16 protein-coding genes and 1 riboswitch are annotated in these 16185 nt (G+C 55.2%); of the genes, 12 read left to right on the top strand and 4 right to left on the bottom strand.

Going from position 1 to position 16185, the window contains the following annotated elements:
• The first annotated feature begins 20 nt into the window (after positions 1-20).
• From AC6RNO_RS13580 to AC6RNO_RS13620, 9 genes are all read left to right on the top strand, one after another.
• Positions 21-482, top strand: a complete 462-nt coding sequence (locus tag AC6RNO_RS13580; protein ID WP_474684407.1) for a MarR family winged helix-turn-helix transcriptional regulator — start codon at positions 21-23, stop codon at positions 480-482.
• 346 nt (positions 483-828) lie between these two features.
• Positions 829-1383 (top strand): bifunctional pyr operon transcriptional regulator/uracil phosphoribosyltransferase PyrR, encoded by a 555-nt coding sequence (gene pyrR / locus AC6RNO_RS13585; RefSeq protein ID WP_474684406.1) that lies wholly within the window; start codon positions 829-831, stop codon positions 1381-1383.
• Positions 1380-2288: an aspartate carbamoyltransferase catalytic subunit gene (locus AC6RNO_RS13590; RefSeq protein ID WP_474684405.1), complete on the top strand. Its 909-nt coding sequence runs from the start codon at positions 1380-1382 to the stop codon at positions 2286-2288. The genes pyrR and AC6RNO_RS13590 overlap by 4 nt, the downstream gene beginning before the upstream one ends.
• A gap of 20 nt (positions 2289-2308) precedes the next feature.
• A complete protein-coding gene (gene pyrC / locus AC6RNO_RS13595) occupies positions 2309-3592 on the top strand; it encodes a dihydroorotase (protein WP_497105751.1) in 1284 nt (427 codons plus the stop codon).
• Between the two features lie 113 nt (positions 3593-3705).
• Positions 3706-4878 (top strand): glutamine-hydrolyzing carbamoyl-phosphate synthase small subunit, encoded by a 1173-nt coding sequence (locus AC6RNO_RS13600; RefSeq protein ID WP_497105752.1) that lies wholly within the window; start codon positions 3706-3708, stop codon positions 4876-4878.
• Positions 4865-8074, top strand: a complete 3210-nt coding sequence (gene carB / locus AC6RNO_RS13605) for a carbamoyl-phosphate synthase large subunit (RefSeq protein ID WP_497105753.1) — start codon at positions 4865-4867, stop codon at positions 8072-8074. The genes AC6RNO_RS13600 and carB overlap by 14 nt, the downstream gene beginning before the upstream one ends.
• Positions 8075-8090: 16 nt before the next feature.
• Positions 8091-8822, top strand: a complete 732-nt coding sequence (pyrF, locus tag AC6RNO_RS13610) for an orotidine-5'-phosphate decarboxylase (RefSeq protein ID WP_474684401.1) — start codon at positions 8091-8093, stop codon at positions 8820-8822.
• Positions 8823-8861: 39 nt separating this feature from the next.
• Positions 8862-9503: an orotate phosphoribosyltransferase gene (pyrE, locus tag AC6RNO_RS13615; protein ID WP_474684400.1), complete on the top strand. Its 642-nt coding sequence runs from the start codon at positions 8862-8864 to the stop codon at positions 9501-9503.
• Between the two features lie 68 nt (positions 9504-9571).
• Positions 9572-9659: riboswitch (cyclic di-GMP riboswitch) on the top strand.
• Positions 9660-9678: 19 nt separating this feature from the next.
• A complete protein-coding gene (locus AC6RNO_RS13620; RefSeq protein WP_497105754.1) occupies positions 9679-9888 on the top strand; it encodes a putative motility protein in 210 nt (69 codons plus the stop codon).
• A gap of 345 nt (positions 9889-10233) precedes the next feature.
• Here the strand turns inward: AC6RNO_RS13620 and AC6RNO_RS13625 are convergent, their stop codons facing one another.
• On the bottom strand, positions 10234-10530 hold the full coding sequence (locus tag AC6RNO_RS13625; protein ID WP_474684398.1) for a hypothetical protein: 297 nt from the start codon (positions 10528-10530) through the stop codon (positions 10234-10236).
• A gap of 412 nt (positions 10531-10942) precedes the next feature.
• A complete protein-coding gene (locus tag AC6RNO_RS13630; RefSeq protein WP_497105755.1) occupies positions 10943-11824 on the bottom strand; it encodes a LysR substrate-binding domain-containing protein in 882 nt (293 codons plus the stop codon).
• Positions 11825-11947: 123 nt separating this feature from the next.
• On the opposite strand from AC6RNO_RS13630, the gene dapA reads away from it, so the two are divergent.
• Together dapA and AC6RNO_RS13640 are read left to right on the top strand one after the other, a co-directional pair.
• The gene (gene dapA / locus AC6RNO_RS13635) at positions 11948-12823 is read left to right on the top strand and encodes a 4-hydroxy-tetrahydrodipicolinate synthase (protein WP_497105756.1); all 876 of its coding nucleotides are present in this window, start codon (positions 11948-11950) and stop codon (positions 12821-12823) included.
• Positions 12824-12846: 23 nt separating this feature from the next.
• The gene (locus AC6RNO_RS13640) at positions 12847-13233 is read left to right on the top strand and encodes a RidA family protein (protein WP_474684395.1); all 387 of its coding nucleotides are present in this window, start codon (positions 12847-12849) and stop codon (positions 13231-13233) included.
• Positions 13234-13301: 68 nt separating this feature from the next.
• Here the strand turns inward: AC6RNO_RS13640 and AC6RNO_RS13645 are convergent, their stop codons facing one another.
• The gene (locus AC6RNO_RS13645; RefSeq protein ID WP_497105757.1) at positions 13302-13808 is read right to left on the bottom strand and encodes a GNAT family N-acetyltransferase; all 507 of its coding nucleotides are present in this window, start codon (positions 13806-13808) and stop codon (positions 13302-13304) included.
• A gap of 27 nt (positions 13809-13835) precedes the next feature.
• Positions 13836-15212, bottom strand: coding sequence for a dipeptidase (locus AC6RNO_RS13650; protein ID WP_497105758.1), 1377 nt, complete (start codon positions 15210-15212; stop codon positions 13836-13838).
• Between the two features lie 294 nt (positions 15213-15506).
• Here AC6RNO_RS13650 and AC6RNO_RS13655 point away from each other — a divergent pair, with 294 nt between their 5' ends.
• The gene (locus tag AC6RNO_RS13655) at positions 15507-16172 is read left to right on the top strand and encodes a GntR family transcriptional regulator (protein ID WP_488435433.1); all 666 of its coding nucleotides are present in this window, start codon (positions 15507-15509) and stop codon (positions 16170-16172) included.
• The last annotated feature ends 13 nt before the right edge of the window (positions 16173-16185 follow it).

The raw sequence follows: 16185 nt of genomic DNA on the forward strand, positions 1-16185 counted from the left end.
CGGAAGGGGATCGATTTTGCATGTATAGAATAGAAGAAGACGCTACATATATCCGTACGACAGTGGCCAGACTGTTCAAATATATAAAATGTGTGGAACGTTCCGTCGACCAGGACGGAGAGCAGGAAAGCATAACGCTGGTGCAGGGTGCCGTTCTTAATCATGTAAACCACCATCCGGGCCTGTCGCTGAAGCAGTTGAGCCAGAAGCTCGGGCTTGCGCACAGCACGATCTCGGGCATTGTGGACAGGCTGGAGAAAAAGAACATGGTCGAAAGGCGCACGGACGAAAACGACAAACGGTTTATACGGATATATATGACTAAAAATGTCGAATCGTATTTGTTGCACAAGCGCCCCATGCTGCTGGATGCCGCTTTGGCCGCACGCATGGAACAGGTCGGCGAAGAAGACCGCGAGCAAATCCGCGCCGGATTGAAAGCGCTGGAGAAACTGCTTTTGCAAGATCATAAAGGCTGCTAAGCAAATACAGGATATGCCGGACGGAGTCCGCCTGGCCCTTTAGGTATTTAATGGTTGACTTCTCATGTCGAAAATGGCATAATTCTATCAAATGAATAAGTACCTTTAAAAACAGTCCAGAGAGGCTGGCAAGGTAATCGTAACGAGAAGACGGCACGCGGGCGAACAGGTGGTTCGTCCATGTGATAAGCTTGAGGGATGCATATGCCCTCATGCCCCGGTCTGTCTCTGCGTGCGCACAAGTAACTCCTTGCCGAACGATGGCGAGGAGTTTTTTAGTTTCTCTGCAAGCTGAAGCTTACGAAGCGAGTTTTGCCGGTGCAAAACTTTTTGGGAGGCGGATTGGATGGACGAGACAGCTGAACACAGCATTATGGACGAAATGGGAATTCGCAGAGCGTTGACGCGGATTGCGCACGAAATACTGGAAAAGAATAAAGGCGTAGAGACGTGCACGCTGATCGGAATTCGGACCAGAGGGATTTATTTGGCCAAACGCGTGGCGGAGCGGATTTTGGACATCGAGGGCGTGCCGGTTCCCGTCGGGGAAATCGACATCACTTCGTACCGCGACGACCGGATTAAGGTGAAGTCGGTGGACAACGTCCAGGAAGGCGGCAAGCTGCACATCCAGGATAAAAGAGTGATTCTGTTCGACGACGTGCTGTTCACGGGCCGCACCGTGAGGGCGGCGATGGATGCGCTGATCGACCTCGGCCGGCCGCAGATGATACAACTGGCCGTACTGATCGACAGAGGGCACCGCGAACTGCCGATCCGGCCCGATTATGTAGGCAAAAACGTTCCCACTTCGAAAAGCGAAAAGATTGAAGTGCAGTTGACGGAAATTGACAATAAGGATCAAGTGATCATTTTACAGCATAGGGGGAAACAGGAATGAGCATCGCGGGCGTACAAACGACGAAACATTTCTTGGGTCTGAAAGGGCTTGACGCACAGGAGATCACCGGCATTTTGGATCGCGCCGCCTACTGGGAGCAGCATCCGTCGAAGGTGACGAAAGAGCTGCAGGGCCGATTCGTGGCGAACCTCTTTTTTGAAAACAGCACGCGAACCCGTTTCTCTTTCGAACTGGCGCAAAAAAGGCTTGGCGCGGAGGTGCTGAATTTCTCGGCTGCGGAATCCAGCGTGCAAAAAGGCGAGTCCATTTACGATACCGTCCGGACTTTGGAGTCGATGGGCATCGACGCAGGAGTCATCCGCCTGAAGCCGACCGGCATTCTGCAGGAGTTGGCGGAAAAAATCAAAGTGCCGCTCATCAACGCGGGGGACGGCAATAACGAGCATCCAACGCAGGCGCTGCTTGATTTGTACACGATGCGCAAACATTTCGGCGACATCAAGGGGCTGACGGTTGCGATCGTCGGCGATATTTTGCACAGCAGGGTCGCCCGTTCGAACCTGTGGGGACTGCGGGCGCTCGGCGCGAACGTGAAGTTCTGCGCGCCGGACAATATGCAGGCGCGGGAGCTTGGCGAGTACGCGCCGTACGTATCCTTCGAAGAAGCGCTTAAGGCCGACGTCGTGATGATGCTCCGCGTGCAGCTGGAGCGCCACGACAAAGGCATAATCCGCTCGGCGGAGGAGTACCGCGAGCAGTACGGATTGACTGCGGAGCGGGCCGGCCGCATGCAGCCGCATGCGATCATTATGCATCCGGCTCCGGTGAACCGGAACGTAGAGATCGACGACGAACTGGTCGAACATGAGAAATCGAAAATTTTTACGCAAATCGCAAACGGCGTGCCGATCCGCATGGCGGTCATCGAGCGGGCTTTATCATAGAACAGGGGGAAGGCTTACCAATGGGAATTTGGATACTGAACGGATGGACGGTAAACGCCGATAACGAACGGGTCAAACAGCACATATTCATCGAGAACGATACGATCGTCCAGGTTCTGGACGCCCAAAGCGCAGCGGCTCCGGTCACGGAAGGACATACGGTCATCGACGCGGCGGGCAAGCTGGTCGCCCCGGGATTCATCGATATGCACGTCCATCTGCGCGAGCCGGGTTTTGAGCATAAAGAAACGATTGCGACAGGAACGCGCTCGGCAGCCAGAGGCGGCTTCACGACGATTGCCTGCATGCCGAACACGCGGCCGGTCATCGATACGCCGGATACGGTGAATTACATACTGGACAAGGCGCAAACCGAAGGCGTCGTCCGCGTTCTGCCGTACGGCTGCATTACGAAAAACGAGCTCGGCCGCGAGCTCACGGACTTCGCCGCTTTGAAGGAAGCCGGCGTCATCGGCTACACGGATGACGGCGTCGGCGTGCAAAGCGCGCAGATGATGAAAGATGCGATGGCGCTGGCCGCATCGCTCGTCATGCCGATCATCGCGCACTGCGAGGATAACACGCTCGTCGAGGGCGCGCCGGTAACGGAAGGCGCGTTCGCCCGGAAGCACGGACTCAAGGGGATTCCGAACGAATCCGAGGCGATTCATGTAGGGCGCGACGTGCTGCTGGCCGAAGCGACCGGGGTTCACTACCACGTATGCCATGTCAGCACCGAGCAGTCGGTTCGTCTGATCCGCCACGCGAAGCAGTTCGGAATCAAAGTGACTGCCGAGGTATGCCCGCATCACCTCGTGCTTTCCGATGAAGATATTCCAGGGCTTGACGCCAACTGGAAAATGAACCCGCCGTTGCGTACGCCGCGCGATGTACAGGCTGTGATCGAAGGGCTGGAAGACGGCACGATCGACATCATCGTAACCGATCATGCTCCGCACAGCGAGGAAGAGAAAGAGAAGGGCATGCAGCTTGCGCCGTTCGGCATTCTCGGCTTCGAGACCGCGTTCCCGCTGCTGTACACCAAGTTCGTCCTGACCGGCCGCTGGACGCTCGGCTTCCTGATCGACCGGATGACGGCGAGACCTGCCGATGTGTTCGGCCTTCCGTACGGCAAGCTCCAACCGGGCGCCGCGGCGGATATTACGATCGTCGATCTCGAAGAGGGACGCGAAGTACGCAAAGAAGAGATCGTATCGAAAAGCAAAAATACACCGTTTATCGGCTGGAAACTGCAAGGCTGGCCGGTTGTTACGATTGCGGCGGGAAAAGTTGTTTGGTCCTAAGCACTGTACGGCGAGTGGAAACTCGTGTATATTTATACAGAAGAATCTTTATTTATGCAGATCATTGACGGTTCGCATGGATCGTTCGAACATAACGAAGGAGTTGAAGAAACATGCAGGCAAGATTGTTGCTGGAAGACGGCACCCTTTTTACAGGCAGATCGTTCGGCAGCGAGGGTGACTCGGTCGGAGAAGTTGTATTCAATACAGGGATTACCGGTTATCAGGAGGTGCTTTCCGATCCGTCGTACTGCGGCCAGATCGTGACGATGACGTATCCGCTTATCGGAAACTACGGCGTTATCCGGGACGATTTCGAGTCCGTGCGCCCGTTCATTCACGGGTTTGTGGTTCGCGAGCATGAAGAAATCCCGAGCAACTGGAGAGCGCAATACACGCTCGGCAGCCTGCTCAAAGAATACGGCATCATCGGAATCAGCGGCATCGACACCCGCATGCTGACCCGCAAAATCCGCCATCATGGCGTTATGAAAGCTTTGCTCACCACATCCGATAAATCGGTTGCCGAGCTGTCGGAAATGCTCAAAGCGACGCCTCTGATGACAGACCAGGTATCACGCGTGTCCACCAAAAGCGTTTACGGCGCACCAGGCCACAAAGAGCGCGTCGTGCTCGTCGATTTCGGCGCCAAAAGCGGCATTATCCGCGATTTGAGCAAACGCGACTGCGACGTCGTCGTCGTGCCTCAAGACGCTACGGCCGAGCAAATTCGCCGGCTGGCGCCGGACGGCATTTTGCTGTCCAACGGCCCTGGGGACCCGAAAGACGTGCCTCACGCGGTGCAAATGATTAAAGAACTGCTCGGCGAATTCCCGATCTTCGGCATTTGCCTCGGCCACCAGCTGTTCGCGCTCGCTTGCGGAGCCGATACGGAGAAGCTGAAATTCGGCCACCGCGGCGGCAACCATCCGGTTAAAGATCTGATTTCCGGACGCTGCTACATCACATCGCAAAACCATGGCTACACGGTCAAGGAAGATTCCGTCGCCGGAACGGAACTTGACGTGACGCACATTAACAATAACGACCGTACGATCGAAGGTTTGAGACATAAAAAGCATGCGGCTTTCTCGGTTCAGTATCATCCGGAAGCGGCGCCGGGTCCTTTTGACTCGAGCTATTTGTTCGACGATTTTATCGCGATGATCCGGGAGCACAAGCTGGCTAACCCGCAGCTGCCGCGCCAGGCGCAAATGCTCGCGGAATGGAAGGCGCAAGCAGCAAAGACAGCGGACAAGGGGGAACTGCAGTATGCCAAAAAATAATACGCTCAAAAAAATTCTCGTGATCGGCTCCGGTCCGATTGTTATCGGCCAAGCCGCCGAGTTCGACTATGCGGGAACGCAGGCGTGCCAGGCTTTGAAAGAAGAGGGCATGGAAGTTATTTTGATCAACAGCAACCCGGCCACGATCATGACCGACACGAATATGGCCGACAAAGTATATATTGAGCCGATTACGCTTGATTTCGTAACGCAAATCATCCGTCAGGAGCGTCCGGACGGGCTGCTTCCGACGCTGGGCGGCCAGACGGGGCTGAACATGGCTGTGGAGCTGGCCCGCGCAGGCGTTCTGGAAAGCGAGAATGTGAAGCTGCTCGGCACTCAGCTGACCGCGATTGAAAAAGCGGAAGACCGCGACCTTTTCCGCGATTTGATGAGAGAGCTGGAGCAGCCGGTGCCTGACAGCGTCATCGTGACGACTGTAGCCCAAGCGCTTGATTTTGCCGGTGAAATCGGCTTTCCGATTATCGTACGTCCTGCTTACACACTGGGGGGAACAGGCGGCGGCATCTGCAACAGCATTGAAGAATTGAGCGAAACGGTCGCATCCGGGCTTCGCTACAGTCCGATCGGCCAATGTCTCGTAGAAAAAAGCATCGCCGGCATGAAAGAAGTCGAGTACGAAGTGATGCGCGACGCGAACGACAACTGCATCGTCGTGTGCAACATGGAAAACTTCGATCCGGTTGGCGTCCATACGGGCGACAGTATCGTCGTGGCTCCGAGCCAGACGCTGTCCGACCGCGAATACCAGATGCTGCGTTCCGCATCGCTGAAAATTATCCGCGCGCTGAACATCGAAGGCGGCTGCAACGTGCAGTTTGCACTCGATCCGCACAGCTTCCAATATTATGTCATCGAAGTGAATCCGCGGGTAAGCCGCTCCTCGGCACTCGCTTCCAAAGCGACGGGCTATCCGATCGCCAAAATGGCGGCCAAAATCGCCATCGGCTACACGCTGGACGAAATTGTCAACCCGGTAACCGGGCAAACGTACGCTTGCTTCGAGCCGACACTGGATTACATCGTATCGAAAATTCCGCGCTGGCCGTTCGATAAATTTACGGCGGCAAACCGCAAGCTCGGCACGCAGATGAAAGCGACAGGGGAAGTAATGGCCATCGGCCGTACTTTCGAAGAGTCGATTCATAAAGCGATCCGCTCGCTGGAAATCGGCGTGCACCGTTTGTTCCTGAAAGAAACGGATTTGCTGGATAAGGAAACGCTGGAGCTTCGCCTGCAAAAGCCGGACGATGAGCGCCTGTTCCTTTTGGCCGAGGCTTACCGCAGAGGCTACACAGTCGAGCAGCTGCAAGACTTGACGAAAATCGACTGGTGGTTCCTGAACAAACTGGCCGGCATGATCAAATATGAGGCGGAAATCGCCAAATCCGATCTTTCCGCGGCATTGTTGCTGGAGGCGAAGCGCAAAGGGTTTACGGACCGGGCTATCGCCGAAATTCGCACGCTTGCCGGCTGCACATCGTTTACGAAAGAAGCGGAAGTGCGCGCTCACCGCTTGCAGCAAAACATCAAGCCTGTATACAAAATGGTAGACACTTGCGCGGCCGAGTTCGAAGCTTCGACGCCTTATTACTACTCGACCTATGAGCAAGAGGACGAAGTAACGGAAACGAGCAAGGAGAAAGTCGTCGTGCTCGGCTCCGGTCCGATCCGTATCGGCCAAGGCATCGAGTTCGACTACTCCACCGTGCATGCGGTGTGGGCGATCCAAGCCGCCGGCTATGAAGCGGTCATTATCAACAACAACCCGGAAACCGTGTCCACGGACTTTAATACGTCAGACCGCTTGTACTTCGAGCCGCTGTTCTTCGAAGACGTGATGAACGTCATCGAGCGTGAAAATCCGATCGGCGTCATCGTGCAATTCGGCGGCCAAACCGCGATCAATCTGGCGGCCCCGCTGGACAAAGCCGGCGTGCGCATTCTCGGTTCCGACCTCGAAAGCATCGATACGGCTGAAGACCGCAAAAAATTCGAAGCGCTGCTGGGAAAACTGCAAATCGCGCAGCCGCAGGGCGGTACGGTAACGTCCGTCGATCAGGCGGTAGGCGTTGCCGCAGGGCTTGGCTATCCGGTGCTCGTTCGCCCTTCTTACGTCCTCGGCGGACGCGCGATGGAAATCGTCTATTCCGACGAAGAATTGCTCAGCTACATGGAGTATGCGGTGAAAATCAATCCGGAGCATCCGGTTCTGATCGACCGTTACATGCTCGGCAAAGAAGTCGAAGTCGATGCGATTTGTGACAAGGAAACGGTTCTGATCCCGGGCATTATGGAGCATATCGAACGTGCAGGGGTACACTCCGGCGACTCGATCGCCGTCTACCCGCCGCAGACGGTTTCCGCTGAAATTAAACAGAAGATCATCGATATTACGACAAAAATTGCGCTCGAACTGAAAGTTGTAGGACTGGTCAACATCCAGTTCGTCATCTTCAACGATGAAGTGTATGTGATCGAGGTGAATCCGCGCTCGTCCAGAACGGTTCCGTTCCTGAGCAAAGTGACGAACATTCCGATGGCGAATGTGGCAACCCGGGTCATCATGGGGCAAAAGCTTGCCGATATGGGCTACGAAAGCGGCTTATGGCCGGAAGACCACTACGTATCCGTGAAAGTGCCGGTGTTCTCCTTCGCGAAGCTGCGCCGCGTGGACACGACGCTCGGACCGGAGATGAAATCGACCGGCGAAGTGATGGGCCGCGATACGAACTTTGCAAAGGCGCTGTACAAAGGCTTGATCGGCGCAGGCATGAAAATTCCTGCTGCAGGTTCGGTCGTCGTAACGGTGTCGGACAAAGATAAAGACGAGGCGATTGAAATCATGAAAGGTTTCTACCGTCTCGGCTACAAAATTATCGCCACAGGCGGAACGGCCAAAGCGCTGGAAGAAGCCGGCCTCCCGGTAACGACAGTGAACAAGCTGAGCGAAGGCTCGCCGAACATTCTCGACCTGATCCGCGGCGGCGAGGCGCAGTTCGTTGTGAACACGCTGACGAAGGGCAAAACGCCTGAGCGTGACGGCTTCCGCATTCGCCGCGAAGCGGTGGAGAACGGCGTTGTCTGCATGACGTCGCTTGACACGGTCCGCGCGCTCTGCAACATGCTTGAAGCGGTCAACTTCTCCTCCCGTGCCATGCCTGTGCATGCTTAAGGGGCGGTGAGTGCGAATGAGTACCTACACTCGTGCGGACGTTGCCGGAAAGATTATGGTCGCTCTGGATTACCCGACAGCCGAAGGGGCCAAGGAGCTGCTGCGGCAGCTCGAAGGCATCCCTTGCTATATGAAAGTGGGCATGCAGCTGTTTTTCGCTGCGGGCCCAGGCTTTGTAGCCGGTCTGAAGGATAAAGGCTATAAAGTGTTTTTGGATTTGAAAATGCACGACATCCCGAACACGGTGAAGGGCGGGGCGGAGAGCATTACGCGCCTCGGCGCGGATGTGTTCAACGTCCATGCCGCCGGCGGCAAGCGGATGATGGAAGCGGCTCTCGAGGGCGTGGACAAAGCCCTCGCTCCGGGAGCGGGACGCCCGATTGTCATCGGCGTCACCCAGCTGACCAGCACCGGCCAGCAGGTGCTGAACGAAGAAATCGGCCTGACAGGCACTGTCGAGCAGGCCGTGCTTCGCTATGCCCGCCTGGCGCAGTCGGCGGGGCTGCAGGGCGTCGTTGCGTCACCGCTTGAAGTGACGCAAATCAAAGCGGCGTGCGGTGACGCATTCGTCACCGTAACGCCGGGCATTCGCCCTGCGGGCGCCGATATCGGCGACCAGACGCGCGTCATGACGCCGGCTGAGGCGTTCGCGCAGGGCACCGATTTTGTCGTGATCGGCCGTCCGATTACGGCGGCGGCCGATCCCAGAGCGGCGATGGAGTCGATCATCGCCTCCGTCGCGCTTTGACGGGCCTGCCCCTACATTCGAAAGGAACGGTGAGAGAACATGAGTCAGCTTGAAACGATAGCGAAGCGAGTTGCTTCCTCATTATTGGAGATAGGAGCGGTAACGCTTCGCCCGCAGCAGCCTTTTACGTGGACATCGGGCCTCAAGTCGCCGATTTATTGCGATAACCGGCTGACCATGTCTCATCCGGCTATACGCGAGCTGATTGCAGACAGTTTTGTGCTGCTGATCAAGGAAAAGTTTCCGCAAGCCGAAGTGGTCGCCGGCACGGCGACTGCCGGCATTCCTCACGCGGCATGGGTCGCACAGAAGCTGGGCCTGCCCATGATATACGTCCGTGACAAAGCCAAAGGCCACGGCAAGGAGAACCTGATCGAGGGGACTGTTAAGCCCGGTCAGCAAGTCATCGTGATCGAAGACCTGATCTCAACCGGCGGAAGCTCGCTGAAAGCGGCTTTGGCCGTTAACGATGCGGGGGCGAAAGCATTGGGCGTTCTCGCGATCTTTTCCTATCAATTGGATAAGGCGGCGGACGCTTTCCGGGAAGCCGGAATGCCGCTTCATACGCTTTCCAATTATACGAAGCTGCTTGAAGTAGCTTTGGAGCAAGGAGCAATCAAAGAAGAAGACATGGAACTCCTCCGCTCCTGGCGGGCAAATCCGGCTCAATTCGGACTGTAATCTTGCGCAGAAATTGACGATTTAGGATAAATGGCCTATACTGAAGGGGCGCAAAGTTCTGCCTGACATCTGCGAAACGGCAAACGGCGCGAAAGCGTCTGACGCAAAGCTACAGGGGCTAATCGGCTTGCAGCCGTACGCCAGCCAGCTACCGAACGGTGAGAGGAGGAAGATTATGAGCGTAAATGCCCCGCTATCCGCGGTCGGAAGCGGCAATGCTTTGCAGCAAGCAGTCGGACTGCAGCTGCTGAAAAAAATCAATAATACGCAAACGGCGCAAGCAAGCGTGATGCTGGAAGATTTCGCGAAATCCCAGCAGCAAGTTGCGGCGGCCGCCGCTTCAGTCACCCCCCACTTGGGGCGCAGCATCGACATTCGTGTATAATTGCACAAAGCCGGGAAGCTCTACCTTTTCGAAAAGGAGAGCTTCTTTTTTTGTGGCTTGGCGCGCACCGGATTAATACTTGCTCGTTAAGGCCTAATTGGTCTGGCAACGTAGAATGAGCCTCGCATTTACGAGTTTGTCGCGCAATATTCTTGCAAAAACCCCCATGACGTCGTGGACATCACCCCACAGAATGAAAATAATTCAGGTCTATTGTGTCTATTTTCGTATAAAGTGGAGCATTTTGCGCTTTGACGAGCTTGCCGTGGTAAATTCCTGCAGAACGCGGAGCATTTTGCGCATTGACGATCTTGTCGTGGTATTATCCTGTAGAAAGTAGTGCTTTTAGCACTTTGACGAGCTTGCCGCGAAAAATTCCTGCAAAAGTGCAGTTTTTTTCGTATTAACGAGCTTGCCGTGGTAAATTCCTGCAAAAGTACAGTTTTTTTCGCCCATATACGGGGTTAGCGCCAGTTTGGTCGGAAATTCCTGCACAATCGCAGGCTTTTCCTCCAAACGAGCCGTATCCATCGAAAAAGCCTGTACTTTTGCAGGTTTTGCTGGAGCTATGCCTCTTTTCAAACGGCTGGGCCGTTCTAATTGGGTGGGGATAGAGTGCCTTCCCGCAGTTAAAGCCGACAATGTACATCTTACCAACAAGCGAGGGCGGGGGATGCGATTACGATGCGGCTCCAGTCAGGCGAGGCCGTTTCTCAACGCCCGCAAATCTCAGGCGCGCGTTGTGTCGCCGACGCATGTCGAAGCTCAAAAAAGCATAAAGAAAAAAGAAACTTATGGCAACCTGGTTGTTGATAAGTTTCTTTTTTTGGGGTATGATGCGAGTATTGAAATGATAACAATTCTCAACTCGGGCGGAGAACGCGGGAAGCGTCCTTACAGGCTGTTTGTGCCGGCCCGAGCGATGACGCGGATCGATCGCACTGCGTGCGGTGTTGCGCGGCATGACGCCGGTCGACCACGACCACCCAGCGACAACCCGCAGCAGAAAAGGCTGCTGGTGGCTGGCAGCCGTCGAGCGTTTCAGCGGCGGAGCTTAGGTTGGTTGAGGCGCCGACAACATGCCGATGAAAGCTTGCAACGCTTGGGACATCCATTTTTTGGGGTGGATGAGCAGTTGCAGGTCCACGCTTAAATTCGGATGAGCGATCGGGATGACGGCAAGCTGCTTGCGTGCCAGTTCGGATTCCACGGCGATCCGGGGCAGCAGGGCGATGCCTAGCCCGTTCATGGCGCACTGCTTGATCGCTTCCAGGTTGCCCAGCTCAAATCCGATGCGAAAAGGGATGCTCTGGTCTTTCAGCAGCTTTTCGAACAAGTTGCGGTATATGCAGCTTTCTTCCGTGACGATAAATTCGTTATGCCCAAGATCGGCCAGCGAAACCTGCTCCGCCAGCGCCAGCGAGTGGCCGGGAGGGGCGACCAGCACGAGCGGTTCTTCCCGAACTTTGATGCAGCGAAGCTGGGTGTCGGCGGGATATTGGTCGAGGATGAGCCCGACATCGTAATCGCCCTCTTTTACTTTCGCAATCAGCGACGTTTCATCGTCCGGCAAAAGTTGGATGCTTAAACCGGGGAATTGCTGTTTGAATTTGTGCAAATAAGGCGGCAAATAATAGGCGGCCAAGGAATCGATCGTGCCGATCGTCAGCGCGCCGTTAACTTGCCTGGCAATCATTTCCTTAGACTGGTCGTAGAGATCGAGCATTTGCACGGCGAGCTTCAGCAAGCTTTCACCCGGAGGCGTAAGCCTCAGCTGCCGTCCGTATCTTTCAAAAAGCGGCACTCCGTAATCCCGCTCCAGCTTTTGAATCTGCATCGTCACGCTGGATTGCGCGTAGCCGAGTTCTTCGGCTGCCCGGGTGAAGCTTTTTTTCCTTGCCACTTCGCGGAACGTCCGAAAATAAGTTAAGTCCATGCCAGCCACCTCATATTATCAATATTTTTGATGAGCGTTATCATTTATTATAGCTAACAGTGATGAACGGTTCCATGCTAAAGTGAAGTAACGATAAAATTAACTATTCGGAGGTTGTTCGCCATGCTGACTGAACGAGAGCTTCAAGGCATATATGTACCTGTTGTTACGCCTTTTGACGATGAGCGGGAGGTGGATGTGGCTTCTTTTTACAATTTGGTATACCAGTTGTTCGAGGATGACATCGACGGATTGATCGTTAACGGAACGACGGGAGAGTCGCCGGGGATATCGGAGGAAGAGCTCGCACTCCTGTTTGCTGCGGCGCAAACCGCACGGCAAGCATCGGGTACGAACGCGCCGCTTGTCGTCGGGACAGGCACCAACGATACGGCTTCGACCGTGAAAAAGACGGAAAAAGCCGGCCAACTGGGTGCAGACGCAGCCCTTGTCGTCGTTCCGTACTATAACCGGCCGAGCCAGCAGGGCATCGTTGAGCATTTTCGCCGCGTCGCGGAGGTTGGCGTGCCTGTCATCGTATACGAGATTCCGTATCGCACCGGAGTTGCGCTGGAGCTCGATACGGTACGGACCATTTTTGAGATCGACGGCGTTATCGGCATGAAAGACAGCACCCCCGGGATTCATCTTGTGTCCGAGCTTTCGCGGCTTGGTTCCAAACCGGTGCTGTGCGGAGATGATATGAATCTGTTTGCCGCTCTGTGCTGCGGGGCCAAGGGGGCTATGAGTGCTTCGGCGAACGTGGAAACGGACCGTTTTGTCGACATGTACAACCATTTCAGGGAAGGCCGGCTTGCCGATAGCAAACGGCTGTTTGAGGAACTGCTTCCGCTTATCCGGCTGTTGTTTGCCGAGCCGAATCCTGCGCCGCTGAAATGGCTGCTGGCCCAGAAGGAGCTTATCGCATCGGACGCAGTGCGGCTGCCTATGGTTCCGATTAGCGGCGCGCTGCAGCAGAAACTGGCCTCATACGTATAAGGATGGAGGGAGGAGGAGCCGGCGTGATGCGCAAGCAAGTATTTTCGGGCTCGCCTTGGGAACCGCGGGTCGGCTACTGCCGGGCAATCCGCGTAGGCGGCAGGATTGAGGTGGCGGGAACGACGGCGATGAGAGATGGCGAAGTCGTTGGAGTCGGCAGCGCCTATGAGCAGACGAAGTGCATTTTGCAAATTATTGAGCGTTCCCTTCAGGAGCTTGGCGCTCAAATGTCCGATGTCGTACGTACAAGAATGTTTGTGACGGATATTTCTTTGTGGGAGGAAATCGGCAGGGCGCACGGCGAAAGTTTCCGCGATATTCAACCGGCGGCAACGATGGTGGAGGTCAAGGCGCTCATTGACCCTCGTCTCCTGGTCGAAATTGAAGCGGAGGCTGTTGTAAGCGAATAATTAAAAAAACGCGTATGATCATCGTCAAAGTTTAGAGAGGTTGACGGATCATACGCGTTTTGTTTTTGTCAGCCGACTCGTTTGCCGAGGATGATGAGATCCCGTTCCACGCCGTCCAGTTCGGCAACGCCCGGCAAATGGGCCCAAGTCTCGAAGCCGCAGCTGCGGAACAGCTTCAGGCTCGGTTCGTTATGTCCGAAGATGAAGCCGAGCAATGTTTTGAGCTGCAGTCCCGGACAAGCGTCTATCGCACGCTGGAGCAAGCTGCGCCCGATGCCGCGGCCGCGGCAAGCTTCGTCGATATAAATGCTGATTTCGGCAGTAGCGTTGTAGGCAGGGCGGCCGTAAAAGGATTGAAAGCTGAGCCAACCGCAAAGGCTCTCGCCGTTTTCCAACACCCACAGCGGCCGGAAGCCGGGGGCATGCTCGTGAAACCACGGCTCGCGGCTTTGCACGGACACCGGCGACGTATCGGCGGTTACCATCCGCCCGGCTACCGTAGAATTGTAAATGCGAACGATTTCCGGAAGGTCCTTCAGAGATGCATCGCGGATCGTATAGTCTTGTATGCTCACGGGAATCTCCTTTTGCCGGGATGCGGTTTATTTGCCGGACTCGGCAAGTTTCAGCCAGAAGCGCGAAATCGTTTCCAGCCCTTTATCCCAATTCGCGAGATGGAAATGCTCGTCAGGGGCATGCAGATTTTCCCCAGGCAACCCGAAGCCGAGCATGACGACCGGCGCATCCAAAAGCCGGCCGAACACTTCAACGATCGGGATCGACCCGCCGCTGCGCGTATATACGGGCCATGCTCCGTACGCTGCTTCGTAAGCTTCGGCGGCGGCGACCATGGTCGGATGGTCAATCGGCGTTATAAACGGATTGCCGCGCAATTGACGGCTCATGACGACCTTGACGCCGGGAGGCGTATGCCCTGCGATGTGTGTTTCCATCGCATCCATAATTTCGTCCGGCGTCTGTGCGGCGACGAGACGGCAGGCGATTTTGGCCGACGCCCGGTTCGGGATGATGGGCTTGATGCCCTCGCCTTGAAAACCGCCGCTCACCGACGTGATTTCAAGGGTCGGTCTGGACGTGGTCTGCTCGTAAAACGAGTAGCCTTGTTCCCCGAATAACGTGTCCACGTTCAATTCGCTGCGAATTTTGCCGGCATCGGGCTCGACTTTTTTGAACGACTCCCGTTCCTGCTCGGATAGTTCGATGACTTTGTCGTAGAAGCCTTCCACGGCTACTTTGCCGTCGGCGTCATGGAACGAGCCGAGCAGCTTCGAGAGCGCGTGTATCGGATTTTGCACGGCGCCGCCGTAAAGTCCGGAGTGAAGGTCGCTGCTAGCGCCTTCCACCGTAATTTCCACGCCGGCCAGTCCGCGGAGGCCGTACATAAGCGCCGGTTGGCCGGGGGCGTGCATCTGCGTATCCGACAAAGTGATAACGTCGGCGGACAGCTTGTCTTTGTACTTCTCGACAAATGCCGGCAAATGCTTGCTGGCAATTTCCTCCTCGCCCTCGATGCAAAACTTCACATTCACCGGAAGCTTTCCCTCTGTGCGCAAAAAGCCTTCGATGGCTTTTACATGAAGTATCAACTGGCCTTTGTCGTCAGTGCTGCCGCGGGCATACAGTTTGCCGTCCTTGATGACGGGTTCGAACGGGGACGAAGTCCACAGCTCCAACGGTTCGGGAGGCTGGACATCGTAGTGTCCGTAAATGAGCACGGTAGGCGCTCCCGGCGCATGAAGCCAGTCGGCATATACGGCAGGGTGGCCGCCGGTCGGCATGATCTCGACGTTGTCCAGGCCCGCTTGCCGCAGCGCCTCCGCAGTCCACTCGGCGCAGCGCAGCATATCGGGCTGGCGCTCCGCAACCGCGCTAATGCTCGGAATGCGCAGGAATTGCATTAACTCCTCTATATGCCGATCCCTCTGCTGTTCAAAATAAGTGATTAAAGATTCGATCATGAGGCAGCGCTCCTTAAAGTTTTTCGCCAGAAAAACTGGCATCGGAAGCATAAGCTTAAAGTTTTTCGCCAGAAAAACTGGCATCGGAAGCATTCCGTTCCCGCTATTAAACTTCCCCGCGGCAAGGCGGTTTTCCTGCCGGCATGAGGGGGCGTTTTTGGAGAAGCTTTAGACTGTCATCGGCAGCATTTCCATTTTTGGACTAAGGGATACCTCTTATGAAATAATCCTTGCCAATAATATATATATGCGATATATTGCATATAACTAAACAAATAACGAAGGAGGATGACAATGCCAATACCTAAAAATTTTGTCTCGCCGATGCGAATGTCTGCGAAGGAAAGAGTTTTGTCCCAAATCCAAAGGTGGATTATCGATGGAACGCTGCAGCCGGGCGAAAAGCTCCTCGATGCCGAATTGGCGGAGTCGCTTGGCGTGAGCCGCACACCGATTCGGGAGGCTTTTCAATTATTGGAGGTACAGGGGCTCGTCTCGACCCATCCCGGCAAAGAAACAAAAGTGACGGTCATCGAGAAGGATGACATTTTCAAGATGTATTCGACGATGGCCGCGCTTCAAGCTTTGGCGTCGGAAGTGACCGCGAAAATTATCGTACCGGAGCAGATCGAGCAGCTGCGCGCGATTAATCTGGATTTTGCCAGCGCCATCAAAAGCGGTCAGGCTTACCAAGCGATGGAGGCAGATGAGCAGTTTCATAACCTTATCGTAGAGCTTTCGGATAATCCTTATGTTGCTTCTTACAGTGCCTCGCTCCAAATTCATATCCGGCGCTTCAAATACGTGTTTTTAAAGCAGCCGATCACCGCGACACAGGCTTCAGTCGATGAGCATGATTCGATTATTGATGCTTTCGAGAAGAAGGATAGTGATCGGGCGCATGCGATGATGAAGCAGAATTTTATCCGTCCGATGCAGGAACTGCACGGAATACTCTAAGCAGAGGGGCGAA

The organism is Paenibacillus sp. sgz302190 (assembly GCF_059820445.1).